This window comes from Chromobacterium indicum, assembly GCF_039708975.1.
Classification (GTDB): Bacteria; Pseudomonadota; Gammaproteobacteria; order Burkholderiales; family Chromobacteriaceae; genus Chromobacterium; species Chromobacterium piscinae.
This window is the reverse complement of sequence record NZ_JAYFSJ010000016.1, coordinates 87,453-103,227: the sequence shown is the minus strand read 5'-3', so window position 1 is coordinate 103,227 and position 15,775 is coordinate 87,453. Positions and strand designations below refer to the sequence as shown.

At 65.7% G+C, this 15,775-nt stretch carries 13 protein-coding genes; 6 read left to right on the top strand and 7 right to left on the bottom strand.

Annotated elements, in window-relative coordinates:
• Window positions 1-20: 20 nt before the first annotated feature.
• The 6 genes from VA599_RS19830 (at window position 21) to VA599_RS19805 (ending at window position 5,712) form a co-directional block, all read left to right on the top strand.
• Window positions 21-530: a methylated-DNA--[protein]-cysteine S-methyltransferase gene (locus VA599_RS19830; protein WP_346790227.1), complete on the top strand. Its 510-nt coding sequence runs from the start codon at window positions 21-23 to the stop codon at window positions 528-530.
• Between the two features lie 62 nt (window positions 531-592).
• On the top strand, window positions 593-1,591 hold the full coding sequence (locus VA599_RS19825) for a DUF1176 domain-containing protein (protein ID WP_346790226.1): 999 nt from the start codon (window positions 593-595) through the stop codon (window positions 1,589-1,591).
• Between the two features lie 300 nt (window positions 1,592-1,891).
• Window positions 1,892-3,604: an ABC-F family ATP-binding cassette domain-containing protein gene (locus tag VA599_RS19820; protein WP_346790225.1), complete on the top strand. Its 1,713-nt coding sequence runs from the start codon at window positions 1,892-1,894 to the stop codon at window positions 3,602-3,604.
• Window positions 3,605-3,782: 178 nt separating this feature from the next.
• On the top strand, window positions 3,783-4,055 hold the full coding sequence (locus VA599_RS19815) for a hypothetical protein (protein ID WP_346790223.1): 273 nt from the start codon (window positions 3,783-3,785) through the stop codon (window positions 4,053-4,055).
• On the top strand, window positions 4,048-4,956 hold the full coding sequence (locus tag VA599_RS19810; RefSeq protein ID WP_166441049.1) for a sensor histidine kinase: 909 nt from the start codon (window positions 4,048-4,050) through the stop codon (window positions 4,954-4,956). Before VA599_RS19815 ends, VA599_RS19810 begins: the two co-directional genes overlap by 8 nt.
• 9 nt (window positions 4,957-4,965) lie before the next feature.
• Window positions 4,966-5,712, top strand: coding sequence for a LytR/AlgR family response regulator transcription factor (locus VA599_RS19805; RefSeq protein WP_346790221.1), 747 nt, complete (start codon window positions 4,966-4,968; stop codon window positions 5,710-5,712).
• 103 nt (window positions 5,713-5,815) lie between these two features.
• Here VA599_RS19805 and VA599_RS19800 read toward each other — a convergent pair whose 3' ends face one another.
• The 7 genes from VA599_RS19800 to pflB all read right to left on the bottom strand — a co-directional run bounded on the left by VA599_RS19800 (window position 5,816) and on the right by pflB (window position 15,712).
• A complete protein-coding gene (locus VA599_RS19800; RefSeq protein WP_346790219.1) occupies window positions 5,816-7,465 on the bottom strand; it encodes a methyl-accepting chemotaxis protein in 1,650 nt (549 codons plus the stop codon).
• Between the two features lie 189 nt (window positions 7,466-7,654).
• A complete protein-coding gene (locus tag VA599_RS19795) occupies window positions 7,655-9,304 on the bottom strand; it encodes a methyl-accepting chemotaxis protein (RefSeq protein ID WP_346790217.1) in 1,650 nt (549 codons plus the stop codon).
• Between the two features lie 119 nt (window positions 9,305-9,423).
• Entirely contained in the window at window positions 9,424-9,849 is a 426-nt protein-coding gene (locus tag VA599_RS19790) for a GNAT family N-acetyltransferase (protein WP_346790215.1), read from the bottom strand.
• A gap of 32 nt (window positions 9,850-9,881) precedes the next feature.
• On the bottom strand, window positions 9,882-11,546 hold the full coding sequence (gene ggt / locus VA599_RS19785; RefSeq protein WP_346790213.1) for a gamma-glutamyltransferase: 1,665 nt from the start codon (window positions 11,544-11,546) through the stop codon (window positions 9,882-9,884).
• A 118-nt stretch (window positions 11,547-11,664) separates the two neighbouring features.
• Window positions 11,665-12,408, bottom strand: a complete 744-nt coding sequence (locus VA599_RS19780; RefSeq protein ID WP_346790211.1) for a copper homeostasis protein CutC — start codon at window positions 12,406-12,408, stop codon at window positions 11,665-11,667.
• Between the two features lie 113 nt (window positions 12,409-12,521).
• Window positions 12,522-13,301: a pyruvate formate-lyase-activating protein gene (gene pflA, locus VA599_RS19775; protein ID WP_346790209.1), complete on the bottom strand. Its 780-nt coding sequence runs from the start codon at window positions 13,299-13,301 to the stop codon at window positions 12,522-12,524.
• A gap of 83 nt (window positions 13,302-13,384) precedes the next feature.
• Entirely contained in the window at window positions 13,385-15,712 is a 2,328-nt protein-coding gene (pflB, locus tag VA599_RS19770) for a formate C-acetyltransferase (protein ID WP_021474981.1), read from the bottom strand.
• Window positions 15,713-15,775 lie beyond the last annotated feature (63 nt).

Here is a 15,775-nt window from a genome sequence, read left to right as displayed (position 1 = left end):
CCTGCTTCAAGGTAAGCCCCATGACCACTGCCGCCTGCCACGGCCTGATCGATACCCGTTTCGGCCCGGTGGCCGCCTGGCTGGACGTCCGCGGCGCGCTGCTGCGCTTGCTGTTCAACCCCACGCCCGAACAGCTGGCCGCTCACGCCTGCCCGCGCGACGACGCGGCGCTGGCCGAGGTGGAGCGCCAGTTGGCGGAGTACCAGGCCGGCGAACGCCAAACCTTCAATTTGGCGCTGGCGCCGCAAGGCACGCCGTTCCAGCAACAGGTATGGACGGCGCTGCGCGAGATCCCCTATGGCCACACCGTCAGCTACGGCGAACTGGCGCGCGCCCTGGGCAACCCGGACGGCGCGCGGGCCGTGGGCCGGGCCAACGCCACCAATCCCATCGCGCTGATCGTGCCCTGCCACCGGGTATTGGGCACAGATGGCAGCCTCACCGGCTACGCCGGCGGCCTGCCGCTGAAGGCCGCGCTGCTGCGTTTCGAGCTGGAGCGCACCGCGCCGCCGGGGCTGTTCGGCGGATAGCCCGCGCGCTACGGCAAATAACGCGCGCCCATCATTCCGGCAATGAAAAACAAGGAACCCGCATGAAACGCACCCTGCTCGCCGCCGCGCTGCTGGCGGCGGCCCTGCCCGCCTGGGCCAAGATTTACGAATTCAAAGACTGGGCCATCGCTTGCGACAACATCCGCCATTGCGACGCCAACGGCACCCAGGCGGGAGAAGGCGACAACCCAGTCAGCCTGCTGCTGTCCCGGGATCCCGGCCCCGACGGGAAGCTGAGCGCCCGGCTCTTTGTCGACGACCCGGATGAAGGCAAGGTAGGCAAGCTCACGCTGAAAGTGGGCAAGATCAAATGGTCCGGCCTCAGCTCGGAACACGCCTTCAGCGCGTCGCAAACAGCCCAGCTGCTGCCGGCGATGCTGGACGCCGACGAGGTAACTCTCAGCGACGGCAAGCTGCAATGGACGCTGTCGCTGGCCGGGCTGAAGGCGGCGTTGCTGAAAATGGATGATCTGCAAGGACGCGTCGGCACGCCCGGCGCGCTGGTGAAAAAAGGCGGCAAGCCGGAATCTGCGGTCCCCGCCGCGCAGGCCGCACCGCTGCTGATTCCGGCTCCGCCCGTCGCCGCCAAGCCCGGGGATCAGGCGCTGCTGCCCGCCATTCTCAAACAGCTGCGCGCCATGGATGAGGAATGCTGGCAGGAGCAGCCGGAAGGGGAACAGCCGGCAAGCGATCTCTACCGGCTAAGCGCCAGCCAGTTGCTGGTGCTGCTCCAATGCGGCCGCGGCGCCTACCAGAACAGCTCCACGGCCTGGATCAGCAACGACGCCCCGCCCTTCCGCCCGCGCAAAGCCAAACTGCTCAACAGCGACGGCGAAGAAGGCTTCCTGATCAACGCCGCTTTCGACAAAGGCGAGCTGTCCAGCTACGCCAAGGGCCGCGGCATAGGGGATTGCGGCGGCGGCGCCAGTTGGGCCTGGACCGGCAGGGCATTCCAGCTGATGTCGGAGGAAAACGCGCCGCAGTGCCGCGGCATAGGCGGCGGCGTGTCCTTGCGCAGCTGGGTCACCCGGCAAAAGTAAAGCGCGGCGCGGGGGCGCCCATCGCTGGCGGCCCTCCCCGCTCCGGCTTATACTGCCTGCTCATTCATCCACCTCACGACAGAAAGGAGGTAAATATGGTTTTCTCTGCGCGCCCAATCATGCTGGCTCGCGTGCTTAGCGCATTTGAATGCTCTTGCCTGCCATCCATCGCGCTGCGATAAGCGGGTTCGAGCAAAGCCACACTCCTATCTTCCAGAGTCCTTTCTCGACTCATCCCCGTTGTCGCCAGCGCTCCTGTTGACAGGGACTGCCACGTCCCGAGCAAGCGAGAGCACAAGCATGACAACCCTGATTTCCGCATTGTCCGTACAACTGGACGCCGGCCACGGCCCGCTGTTCCAGGATCTTTCCTTCACCGTAAAATTGGGCGACCGCATCGGCCTGATCGGCCACAACGGCTGCGGCAAGAGCACGCTGCTGAAACTGCTGTCCGGCCAGCTGGAACCCAATAGCGGGGAGATCCAATACGCGTCCGTCTGCCGGCTGCAGCATGTCGAACAACACCTGCCCGAACGGCTGTACGCGCTAAGCGCGCGCCAGGCCTTGCTGGAAGCGGTGGAGCCGCACCAGCATTGGCGGGCAGACAGCCTGCTGGCCGAGCTGGAGCTGGAAGCCCAGGCCGACACGCCGGTCTCCGGCCTCAGCGGCGGCCAGCATACCCGGCTGCTGCTGGGCCGCGCCGTGCTGCGCCAGCCCAATCTGTTGCTGCTGGACGAGCCCAGCAACCACTTGGACCTGCCGTCGCTGCTGTGGCTGGAGGATTTTCTCTCCCGCTGGCAGGGCGGCTTCATCCTGGTGTCGCACGACGCGCGGCTGCTGGACAAGGCCACGCGCCACAGCTGGGTGATGCGCGACGCGCGGCTGCACCGCTTCGAGCTGCCGTGCAGCCAGGCGCTGGCCGAACTGGCCGAAGCCGACGAGGCCGCCCGCGCCCGCCGCTCCGGCGAGCAGAAGGAGATAGACCGCCTCGCCGCCAGCAGCAAGCGGCTGGCGATCTGGGGCCGCGAGCACGACAACGAAAAGCTGGTGCGCAAGGCCAAGTCGATGGAGAAGCGCATCGACAGGCTGAAGGACGAGCAGACCTTCGTCAGCCGCGGCAGCCCATGGCGGCTCAGCCTGCAAGGCCAGGCGCTGTCGGCCGACAACCTGCTGACTTTCGAGTCGCTGCCGGTGTCGGCCGCGCCCGGCCTGCCGCCGCTGTTCGCCGCCGCCGAGCTGTGGCTGCGGCCCGGCGACCGGGTGGCGCTGCTGGGCGCCAACGGCGCCGGCAAGTCGTCGCTGCTGCGCCAATGCTGGCGCGATGTCCAAGACGGCGAGCCGCGCGCCGGCTGGCGCTGGCATCCGGCGGCCAGCATCGCCTATTACGACCAGTCGCTGCGGCAACTGGCCGATGAGGCGACGCTGATCGACGCGCTCTATCCGCTGGCGCCATTGCCGGAAGCGGCGCGCCGGCACGCGTTGATCGCCGCCGGCTTCGCCTATGCCCGGCATAGCCAGAAAGTCAGCGCCCTCAGCGGCGGCGAACGCGCGCGGCTGCTGTTTCTGGCCTTGTCGCTGGCCAGCCACCATTTGCTGTGGCTGGACGAGCCGACCAACCACCTCGACCTGGACGGCAAGCGCGAGCTGGCCAGCGCGCTGGCGGCCTTCCCCGGCGGCGCGTTGCTGGTCTCGCACGATCGCGAGCTGATCGAAGCCGCGTGCAACCGCTTCTGGGTGCTGGACGACGGCCGGCTGCGAGAATGGCCGGACGCCGACAGCGCCTACGCCGCGCTGTTCACCGTTCCCGCCGCCGTCCCCGAGCGCCCGGCCCCGGCATCCGACGCGCCCGCGCCGGCGGAGCCAAACGGCGAGGACGCGCAATGGCAGCGCCTGTGCGAGCTGGAGGCGCTGCTGGCGGCTGATCTTGCCCGCAAGCCCAAGCACCAGAAGCCGCAGCTGCAGCAGGCCTGGCGCAGCGAAATGCAGGCGCTTGAACAAGCGCTAGGCCTGTAACCCCCTCCCCCGGAAGCCATGCGGCGCTCCGGGGGATTTTTCCTCCCGGCCAAACCAACCGCGTTTCATCCGCGCCAAACGCGTTTCATCCCACGCTTTCGGCAGTCCGTCGCATGTCGATACCATCCCCTGCGGCGCTCTCCTACAGTCACATCACAAACCAAACAGGAGAAACGCCATGAACGACTTCGACACCGCCGCGCTGTTGGACGCTCTGATCCAGCTCTGCCATCATATTCCGTCGTACTGGCTGCAATTGACGGACTGGGCGGGCAATATGGACTGGGGCCATCTCGTCCTGTCCGCGCTGCTGACCATCCTGGCCGTCAACGCCGTGATCGTGCCCGCGGCGCTGGTCTGGCTGTCGCTGGACTTCACGCAGCCCAAGCGGCTGTTCCGCCAGACCCATTTCAAGATTCCGTCGCAGCGCAAAGAGGTGAAGCATGGATAATCACAACCGCCCGGCGATGAGCCAGGACCACGCCGGCGCGATTCTGCAAACCGTAGAACGAGTCTGGTGGAGCTTCGTCGACAAGGTGGCGCGGCTGGGCTGGGGCCGACTGGCGCTGGCCTCCCTGCTGGCGATGATCCTTGGCGGCATTCTGCAGCTGCACATGCTGGCGCTGACGCTGGTGCTGGTGTCTATCCTGGTGAAGATACTCGCCGGCGGCAAATACCAGGCCGAACGCGCCGCCGACCAGGCCATCGCCCGCAGCGAGGAGGCCGAGCAACAGGCAGAGCTGGAGACGCTGCAGCGCCAGCTGGCGGAAGCGCGGATGGGCGCGCTGCAAGCGCAGATCGAGCCGCATTTCCTGTTCAACACCCTGTCGTCGGTGTGCCAGCTGATGGAGGACTCTCCGGTCAAGGCGCTGTCCATGCAGAAAGCGCTGATCCGCTACCTGCGCTCCTCATTGCCGGAATGGCGCGACTCGCCCGGCGAAACCAGCCTGGGCCAGCAGCTGGAGCTGTCCCGCGCCTATCTGGAAATCATGCAGTTGCGGATGGAGGACCGGCTGCAGGTCCGGCTAAAAGTGCCCGAATCGCTGCTGGCCGCCCGCTTCCCGGTGATGATGCTGCAAACCTTGGTGGAGAACGCCATCAAGCACGGCCTGGAGCCCAAGGCCGAGGGCGGGTCCATCGAGGTGGGCGCCAAGGTGCTGGACGGCAGGCTCAGGCTGGAAGTGCGCGACGACGGCGCCGGCTTCCCGGAGCAACCCGGCCAGGGCATGGGCCTGGCCAATATCCGCGAGCGGCTGGCCATGTTGTACGGACCGCAGGCAGAGCTGGCACTGGAAGCGCCCGAATCCGGCGGCACCCGCGCCACCATCGTCCTGCCCTTCGCCCTGAGCTGAAAGAAAACCATGAGCAAGCTGACCGCCCTGATCGCCGACGACGAGCGCCTGATGCGCGAACAACTGCGCGCCGCGCTGGAGCGGGTGTGGCCAGAGCTGGACATCGTCGCCGAGGCCCGCGACGGCGGGCAGGCTGTCGAGCTCGCGCGCGAGCTTCGGCCCGATCTGGCCTTTCTGGACATCACCATGCCGGTGCAGAGCGGCATCGCCGCGGCGATGGAGCTGGACGGCCTGTGCCCGGTGGTGTTCGTCACCGCTTATGACCAATACGCGATCCAGGCTTTCGAGGAAGGCGCCATCGACTACCTGCTCAAGCCGGTGGACGACGAGCGCCTGGCGCGCACCCGCCAGCGCTGGCAGCAGCGCGCGCCGGAAGAGGCGCCGGACTGGCAATCCGCGCTGAAGCAATTGAGCCGGCAACTGGAAAAACCCGCCCACCTGCGCTGGATACGCGCGTCGGTGGGCAGCTCGATGCGGATGATCGCCACCGAAGAGGTGCTGTTTTTCCAATCCGACGAGAAATACACCCGGGTGCAGACCGCGGGCGGCGAGGCGCTGATCCGCATGCCGATCAAGGAGCTGCTGCCGCAGCTGGATCCGGACGAATTCTGGCAGGTGCACCGCTCCACACTGGTGCGGGTGGCCGCCATCGAGCAGGTGCGCCGCGACGACCGCGGCATGCAGCTGCTGCTGCGCGGCTATCCGCAGCCGCTGGAAGTGAGCCGCAGCTACGCCCATCTGTTCCAGCGGATGTAGCCAAGCGTCTTCAGACATGAAGAGGATGTCGGCCTCGCCGGCATCCCCTTCTGGTTTTCCAGGCCCCCGCCAGCGCGGCGGGGCGAATCCCGTCCTTATTCCATCATTCCATCCGGAAAGCCAGCGTGGTCTGCTGCATCCGCTCCGCCACCACCGCCAGTTCGCGCGTCGCCTGCGAGAACACCTCCACCGCCACGCCGTTTTCCTTGGACATCGCCGCGATGGCCTCCACCCGCCCCGCCAGCTCGGTGCTGGCCTGGCGCTGCTCGCCCACCGCCATCGCGATCTCGTGGATCACCGACACCACGCCGGCGGCGCGCTCCTCCACCGTGCTGATGGTGGCCGACGCGTTCTCGGCCGCCACCACCACGTCGGCGACGATCTGGCGGCTGCTGCGCATGCCGTCCACCGCCTCGCGCGCGCCGTCCTGGATCCTGCCTATCATATTGGTGATTTCCTGCGCCGAGCTGGTGGTGCGCTCGGCGAGCTTCCTCACCTCGTCGGCCACCACGGCGAAGCCCCGGCCCTGCTCGCCGGCGCGCGCCGCCTCGATCGCCGCGTTCAGCGCCAGCAGATTGGTCTGATCGGCCACGTCCTTGATCACGGTGGCGATGCTGCCGATCTGCTGCGCCTGCTCGGACAACGATTCCAGGCTGTCGGCCGAGCTGCTGACGCTCTCGTTGACCCGCCGCACCCGCGCGGTGGAATCCTGAACATCCTTGTTGCCGGCCTTGGCCTGCTGGCCGGCTTCCGCCGCCTGCTCGTTGGCGTGGCCGGCATTGCTGGCGCACAGGTCTATGCTGACCGTCAGTTCCTCTATCGACGCCGCCGCGCTGGAGGTGGCGTTGACCTGCTGGCCGATGCTGGCGCTGACCTGCTCGGTGGAGGCGGCCAGCTCTTCCGAGGTGGCTGCGACCATCGCCGCCGAACGGACGATCTCGCCTACGGTAGCGCGCAGCCGCTGCTGGGTATCGGCCAGCAAGCGCATCATGACGGCGACTTCGTCCTTGCCTTGCGGCCGGATGTCGCCGGTCAGATCGCCGCCGCCTATCTTCTCCATCGCCGCGCCTGCGCTGCGCAGGCTGCCGACGATGCCCCTCTGTATCGCCAGCCCCAGGCCAATCAACAAAAGCAAGCCGAACACCAGCACCGAGATCGCCGTCGTTCGCACTTGCTGGTATTTCGCTTCCGCCTCCTGCTGCGCTTGGTCGGCCAGCTTGGTATTGATTTTGGATAGCTCGGTCAACACGTCGTCAGCCGTCTGGAACAGCGGCCGGCACTGCTTGGCCATGATGGCCAGCGCCTTCTTGTTGTTCTCGCCGTTGCCGGTATCGCTGTAGCTGAGATCGCGCACCTGCTTGCACGGCACCTCCATCGCCGCCCAGGCGGCATCGAAGCGCTTCAGTCCATCCACTTCGGGTGGCGTCAGCTCGGTCTTGCGATACATGTCCAGATATCGCCTCACTTCGGCCTCTTGCGCCTCGCGCCTTGCCCCGACCTGATCCATCACCGTCTTTTCCGTTTCGGCGATGTAACGGTAGTCGGAGCGGCTGACATAAGCCGCCTGCTTGGCGGCCTGCCCCAGCCAGCGTACCGGTTGCAACATATTTTTATGCATGTCGGTGGTCAGCTCGAACATGCTGGAGGCGCTGAAAATACCATTGAGCCCGATGATGAAAGCGGCGGCGGCGCCGACGACGATCAGGCTGAAGATTTTCAGCCGGATGCTGAACTGGGAGAGAAATTGAGTCACGCGATGCTCCAAGGCCGGGGTCATTACACCTAGCGTTTTAGTTGAGACTGGAAGCAATCACCAAGCCATCCGCCGCCGCCCGATGGCGCAACCCGCATCAAAGCGTCCGCCATGCTTTGCGGCGGCCCATGTGAAAACGCCCCCGGCCGTGGACAACATGGCCGGGGGCGTTGGAAAGACAGCTGCCGATCAATCCATGCGGAACGCCAGCGTGGTCTGTTGCAGCTTTTCCGCCACCATCGCCAGCTCGCGCGTCGCCTGCGAGAACACATCCACCGCGATGCCGTTTTCCTTGGACATCTCGGCGATGGCTTCCACCCGCCCGGCCAGCTCGGTGCTGGCCTGGCGCTGCTCGCCCACCGCCATCGCGATCTCGTTGATCGCCGACACCACGCCGGCGGCGCGCTCTTCCACCGTGCTGATGGTGGCCGACGCGTTTTCGGCCGCCACCACCACGTCGGCGACGATCTCGCGGCTGCTGCGCATGCCGTCCACCGCCTCGCGCGCGCCGTCCTGGATCTTGCCTATCATATTGGTGATTTCCTGCGCCGAGCTGGTGGTGCGCTCGGCGAGCTTCCTCACCTCGTCGGCCACCACGGCAAAGCCCCGGCCCTGCTCGCCGGCGCGCGCCGCCTCGATCGCCGCGTTCAGCGCCAACAGGTTGGTCTGGTCGGCCACGTCCTTGATCACGGTAGCGATGCTGCCGATCTGCTGCGCCTGGTCGGACAGCGATTCCAGACTGTCTGCCGAGCTGGTCACGCTTTCGTTGACCCGCTTCACCCGAACAGTGGAGTCCTGCACGTCCTTGTTGCCGGCCTTGGCCTGCTGGCCGGCTTCCGCCGCCTGCTCGTTGGCCTGGCCGGCGTTGCTGGCGCACAAGTCTATGCTGACCGTCAGCTCTTCTATCGACGCCGCCGCGCTGGAGGTGGCGTTGACCTGCTGGCCGATGCTGGCGCTGACCTGTTCGGTGGAGGCGGCCAGTTGCTCGGAAGTGGCCGCCACGCTGGCCGCCGAGCGGATGATCTCGCCCACGGTGGTGCGCAGCCGGTGCTGGGTGTCGGACAAGGAGCGCATCATTTCCGCGATTTCGTCCCGGCCGCTGACCTTGACCTCGCCGGTCAGATCGCCGCCGCCCATCTTTTCCATCGCCCGACAGGCTTCCTTCAGGCTGCCGACGATGCCGGTCTGGATCGCCAGCCCCAGCGCGGTCAACACCACCAGGCCCACCACCAGCACGGTGATCGCCATGGTGCGCAGCGCCTGGTACTTGCCCTGGGCGTCGTCCAGCGATTTGTCCGCCAGCTTGATATTGATGTTGGACAGCTCGGCCAACACGTCATCGGCGGCGGTGAACAGCGGCCGGCACTGCTTGGACATGATGACCAAGGCCTTCTTGTTGTTCTCGCCGTTGCCGGTGTCGGTGTAGCTGAGATCGCGCACCTGCTTGCACGGCCCTTCCATCGCCGCCCAGGCGGCGTCGAAACGCTTCAGGCCGTCCACTTCGGGCGGCGTCAGCTGGGTCTGGCGGTACTGGTCGAGAAAACCTTTCATCGCCGCCGCGAACTTGTCCCGGTTGGCCTGCACCTGGTCCATCTGCGCCTTCTCGGACTCCGCAATGAAACGGTAATCGGCGCGGTTGACGTAAGCCGCCTGCTTGGCGGCCTGGCCCAGCAGATAAACCGGCTTGAGCGCGTTGTCGTGCATGTCCTTGGTCAAGTCGAACATGCTGGAAGCGCCGGAAATGCCGTTGACGCCGATGATCAGCGCGGCCAGCACGCCGAGGACGATCAAACCGAAAATTTTGGCGCGGATGCTGAATTGGGCAAGAAGTTGAATCACGCTATGCTCCCTACTGCCTAGGTAGTTACACATAGCGTTTTAGTCGAGACTCGAACCAATCACCAGTCATGATTCGATAAATTTGCCAATGCCGGGCGTTGGCACGCCCGGCGGCCAAATCAGTCCCGCAACGACTTCCGGTAAAAAATGCGGCTGTGGCCGGGCGGGTAGTCGTCCAGCTCGCCGAAGCGCTGGTAGCCCAGGCTTTCGTAAAAACGCGGCGCCTGGAAACTATGGGTGTCCACCCAGGCGCCGACGCAGCCGCGCGTCCTCGCCTCGGCCTCCGCCTCTTTCATCAGCCGGCGGCCCAGGCCCAGGCCCCGCGCGCCGGATGGCGCGGCCAGCAGCTCGGTGTACAGCCAGCCGTAACGGGTGTAGCCCCACAGGCCGCCTACCACCTGGCCGCCCTCGTCCTCCACCCGGATCACCAGCGGCCGGTGGTCGCCGGCGCCGACTTGGGCATCGTTATAGGCAACCAGGGGCGCGACGATGGCCGCTCGGGTTTCGGCATCCGCCGCATCGCTCAACACGGTTTTGTACTGCATGTCTTTCTCGTTTTTCTCTGTTCAAAAATCGCTCATTCAACAACGAGGCCAACGCCGCGGCCGCGCGGATCGGACGCGGTTTCGGTCTTGTCGCCGCTCACCCTCACCGCCTGGATGTCGCCCATCCGCCAGCCCTGGTCCTTCAGCGTATAGCCCATCGCCTTCAGCTCCTGGGCGGCCTGGCCGGCCAACGGCGCGTACTGGTCATAGAAAATGGTGTCCTTGGGCAGCAGCTGGTGATGGACGCGCTGCGCCGCCACCGCGTCTTTCAGCGGCAGCTTGTAGTCGTACAGATTGTTCAGCACCTGGAAGATGGAGGTGAAGATGCGCGAACCGCCGGGCGTGCCGATCACCAGCTCCACCTTGCCGTCGCGGGTGACGATGGTGGGCGACATCGACGACAGCATGCGCTTGCCGGGGGCGATGGCGTTGGCGTCCTTGCCCACCACGCCGAAGGCGTTGGCCACGCCGGGCTTGGCGCTGAAGTCGTCCATTTCGTCGTTGAGCAGGAAGCCGGCGCCCTTGACCACCACGCCGCTGCCGAAATCGAAATTCAAGGTATAGGTGTTGGCCACCGCGTTGCCCCACTTGTCGACAATGGAGAAGTGGGTGGTCTGGCGCGGGTCCAATCCCGGCTTGATGTCCGGCGTCGGCGAAATGGCCGTCGGGTTGATCTCGGCCGCGCGGCGCGCGAGATAAGCCGGGTCGATCAGCTGCGCCGCCGGCGTCTTGACGAAGTCCGGATCGCCCAGGTAGTCGGCTCGGTCGGCGAACACCCGCTTCTCGATCTCCGCCAACAGATGGATGTAGCGGGCGGAATTCAACGCCACGCCGGTGAAGTCCGACGCCCGCTCCTGCTTGATGCCCAGCAGCTGCGCCAGCGCGATGCCGCCGGAGCTGGGCGGCGGTGCGGTGTAGACCATCCGGTCGCGCCAGCTGATCTTGATCGGCTCGCGCCACTTGGCGCGGTAGTCGTTGAGGTCGTCGGCGGTGATCAGGCCCTTGTCGCGCTTCATCTGCGCCACCAGCAGCTTGGCGGTGTCGCCCTGGTAGAACTCCGCCGCGCCGTAGCGGGCGATGCGTTTCAGCGTGGAGGCCAGCTCGGTCTGGCGGAAGGTCTCGCCGCCCTTCATCTTGCCGAAATACTGGGCGAAGTTGGTTTTGCCTTCGAACAGCTTCACCGCCTCGTCGCGGTACTGGTATTGGCGGGCGGCCACGGTGAAGCCCTGCTCGGCGTAGTTGATCGCCGGCTCCAGCAACTGCTTCCATTGCAGCTTGCCGAAGCGCTGGTGCGCCTGCCACAAGCCCATCACCGTGCCCGGCACGCCGGCGGCGCGCGCGCCGACCAGGCTCATGTCCGGCGACACCTTGCCGTCCTTGTCCAGGTACATGTCGCGGCTGGCGGCCTTGGGCGCCACTTCGCGGTAATCGAGGAAATACGGTTTGCCGCCCTGGTAGATGGTCATGAAACCGCCGCCGCCGATATTGCCGGCTTCCGGGTAGGTGACCGCCAGCGCGAAAGCGGTGGCCACCGCGGCGTCCACCGCGTTGCCGCCGGATTTCAGGATCCGCGCGGCGACTTCGGCGCCGTATTGGTCCGGCGAAGCCACCGCGCCCTGGCCCGCCAGCGCGGGCAGGGCGATCAGCAGAAGGCCGCCGCCGGCCAGCGCGTTGCGGGACATGGAAACCAGTTTCATAGCTCACCTCCTCTGTAGGCTGACATAGGATGCTTATGCCATTTGTTAAGAAAGTGTGCCACACATTTAAGGTAAATTCAGACTGGCAATATTCCATGCCGCTTCAATGCGCAGCCGCTCATAAGCGATCCAGCGCGTCCCGCAGTTCCCTCACCAGCGCCGCCGAAGTTTCCTGCCGCGCGTATTCATCGACGCCCGGCGCGCCCATGCCGACGCCGCAGCGCCGGTAGCGCATCGCGCTCTCCGCCTCGCCCCGCGCCGACGCGTGGAATTCCGCGCAGCCGCTCGCCGCCGCCAGCTCCGCGATATTGCCGGCGCGCACGCCGGCGCCGGGCATCACCGTCAGTCTCGCCCCAGCCTGCTCGCGCAGGCTAGACAGCAGCGCCACGCCCTGCGGCGCGCTCGGCGCCTGGCCGGAGCTGAGCAGGCGCTTGCAGCCAGCGGCGATCACGTCCTCCAGCGCCTGTTCCGGATCGCGGGCCAGATCGAAGGCGCGGTGAAAGGTCACCGCCATCGGCCCGGCCAGCGCGGCCAGCTCGCGGGTGCGGGCCGCGTCGATATCGCCGTCGGCGGTCAACAAGCCCAATACCACGCCGTCCAGCCCCAGGCTGCGGCAGACTTCGACGTCATGCGCCATCGCGTCGAACTCCAGCGTGGAATACAGAAAATCGCCGCCGCGCGGGCGAATGATGGCGTGCAGCTTGATATCCAGCTTGCCGCGCGCCATCGCCAACGTACCGTAGGACGGCGTGGTGCCGCCCTCGCCCAGGTTGTCGCACAGTTCCACCCGCTGCGCGCCGCCTTCCTGCGCGGCTACGCAGGACGCCAGCGAACCGGCGCAAATCTCCAGAATCTTGCTCATTCCCGCTCCTTTTCCCTATTCCAGACCACCCACAAACGCCAAGGTGCCCCAAAAACGCAAAAACCGCCGGCGCGAAGCGCGGCGGCGGTTTGAAGAAATAGCGTAGCGAAAGCTCAGGTGACTTTCATGCCCCGGCTGGCGAACAGCGCGCGCGCATGCGCCACTTGCTCGGCGGTGGGGATAGGCGTGTCGTCCAGCTGGTACTCCATGCCCAGCTGCGCCCACTTGTCCTTGCCCAGCTGGTGGAAAGGCAGCACCTCCACCCGCTCCACCACGTCGCCCAGCGCGGCGACAAAATCGGCCAGCCGCTCGATGTCGGCGTCGCCGTCGGTCAGGCCGGGCACCAGCACATAGCGTATCCACATCTTCTTGCCGAGCCGCTGCAGCCGCTGGGCGAAGTCCAGCGTCGGCTGCAAGGGCTGGCCGGTCAGGGCCTGGTACTTGTCGGGATCGGAATGCTTGATGTCCAGCATCACCAAGTCGACATCGTCGAACCATTCGTCGGATACCCGCTCGTGCAGGAAGCCCTGGGTGTCCAGCGCGGTGTGCAGGCCGAAGCGTTGCTTGATCGCATGGAACAGCTCGCCGACGAACTCGTGCTGCATCAGCGGCTCGCCGCCGGAAATGGTGACGCCGCCGGCGAATTTGAGAAAGCGGGCGTAGGAAGCGACTTCGGACAAGGCCTGCTCCACCGTCACCTGGCGGCCGTTGTGCAGCTTCCAGGTATCCGGGTTATGGCAGTACAGGCAGCGGAATTGACAGCCCGAGGTGAAAAACACGAAACGCATGCCAGGGCCGTCGACGCCGGCGCCGCTCTCGGTGGAATGCAAATAGCCTATGGTGCCGGCGCTGGCGCCTTGGGCGGTATGGTCTGCGGCGATGGGTGGGGTCATTGCCGTATCTCCGGTATATCCATGAAAAAGGCGGGGCATTCCAGTAGGAAGCCCCGCCCATTGCTGCTTGAGGCTAACTCAGCTTACATCTTGCCGTGGAAGGTGCGGTTGATCACGTCCATCTGCTGCTCGCGGGTCAGCTTGATGAAGTTCACGGCGTAGCCCGACACGCGGATGGTCAGCTGCGGGTACAGTTCCGGATGCTCCATCGCGTCCAGCAGGGTTTCGCGCTTGAACACGTTGACGTTGACGTGGAAGCCGCCGCCGGCGATGTGGCGCTCGCCTTCGCAATCGAACGGCGTGCAGTTGGCGCTGCTGAACTCGGTCGGATGCGCGGAGCAGAAGCCGTCCAGGCAGTTGGCCAGGTTCAGGATGCGCTCTTCGGCGGTGTGGCCCAGCGCGTCAGGCGTGGCCGAAGCGGTCCAGCTGATGCCGTCCAGCGCGGAGTCGTACGGCAGCTTGGCCACCGAGGCGCCCGCGGCGACAAAGCCCTTCACGTCGCGGCCGTTCATCGGGTTGGCGCCCGGGGAGAACGGTTCGCCGGCGCGGCGGCCGTCCGGCGTGTTGCCGGTCTTCTTGCCGTACACCACGTTGGAGGTGATGGTCAGCACCGACTGGGTCGGCTTGGAGTCGCGGTAGAAGTAAGGCTGGGCCTTGATCTTGTCCATGAAGGACTGGGTCAGCCACACCGCGATGTCGTCGACGCGGTCGTCGTTGTTGCCGTAAGCCGGGTAGTCGCCTTCGATCTTGTAGTCGACGGCCAGGCCTTCTTCATTGCGGATGATGTGGACCTTGGCGAACTTGACGGCGGACAGCGAGTCGGCGGCCACAGACAGGCCGGCGATGCCGCAAGCCATGGTGCGGATGATGTCGCGGTCGTGCAGCGCCATCTCGATGCGCTCGTAGGCGTACTTGTCGTGCATGTAGTGGATGCAGTTCAGCGCCTTGACGTAGGTGGCGGCCAGCCAGTCCATCATCTTCTCGAACTTGGGCATCAGCTCGTCGTAGGTCAGCACGTCGCTGGTGATGGGCTCGAAACCGTGAGCCACCAGCGCGCCGGACTTCTCGTCGCGGCCGCCGTTGATCGCGTACAGCATGGCCTTGGCCAGGTTGGCGCGGGCGCCGAAGAACTGCATCTGCTTGCCGATCTTCATCGCCGACACGCAGCAGGCGATGCCGTAGTCGTCGCCCCAGTAAGGCAGCATCAGGTCGTCGTTTTCGTACTGGATGGCGCTGGTGTCGATGGACACCTTGGCGCAGAAGTTCTTGAAGCCTTGCGGGAAGCGGGTGGACCACAGCACGGTCAGGTTCGGTTCCGGGGCCGGGCCCAGGTTGTACAAGGTGTTCAGGAAGCGGAAGCTGTTCTTGGTCACCAGGGTGCGGCCGTCTTCGCCCATGCCGCCGATGGATTCAGTCACCCAGGTCGGGTCGCCGGAGAACAGTTGATCGTATTCCGGAGTGCGCAGGAAGCGGACGATGCGCAGCTTGATCACCAGATCGTCGATCATTTCCTGGGCTTGCGCCTCGGTCAGTTCGCCGGCGGCGATGTCGCGCTCGATGTATACGTCCAGGAAGGTGGACACGCGGCCGAAGGACATGGCGGCGCCGTTCTGTTCCTTCACCGCGGCCAGGTAGGCGAAGTACACCCACTGCACCGCTTCGCGGGCGTTGGCGGCCGGGCGGCTGATGTCGTAACCGTACTTGGCGGCCATCTGCTTCAGCTCGTCCAGGGCGCGGAATTGCTCGGACAGCTCTTCGCGCTGGCGCATCACTTCATCGGTGAAGGTGGCGTTGTCCAGCTCATGGAACACTTGCTGGCGCTCGGCGCGCAGGAAGTCGGTGCCGTACAGCGCCACGCGGCGGTAGTCGCCGATGATGCGGCCGCGGCCGTAGGCGTCAGGCAGGCCGGTGATCACGCCGGATTTGCGGCAGGCCATGATTTCCGGGGTGTAGACGTCGAACACGCCCTGGTTGTGGCTCTTGCGATACTTTTCCCACACTTCCTTGATCATCGGATCCAGCTTGAAGCCGAAGGCTTCCAGGCCGTTCTCGACCATGCGCAGGCCGCCGTTCGGCATGATGGCGCGCTTCAGCGGCGCGTCGGTCTGCAGGCCGACGATCACTTCATTGGCCTGGTCGATGTAGCCGGCGTCGTGCGCGGTGATGGAGGAGCCGCGGTCGGCGGAGACATCCAGCACGCCCTTGGCGCGTTCCTGCTTCAACAGTTCGCCCAGGGTGTCCCACAGCTTCTTGGTGCGATCGGTCGCGCCAGCCAGGAAGCTGTCGTCGCCTTCGTACGGCTGATAGTTCAGCTGGATGAAGTTGCGGACATCGACCTTGCTCTGCCAGTCGCCTGCGGCGAAGTCGCGCCACGGGTTGGCTTGGGTAGCATTTTGAGTGATGGCGTCCATCTGGTGCCTCCTTCTTGGCTGATCCAGTAAGTGTTAGATATTGAACACATCGTACATTCGGAT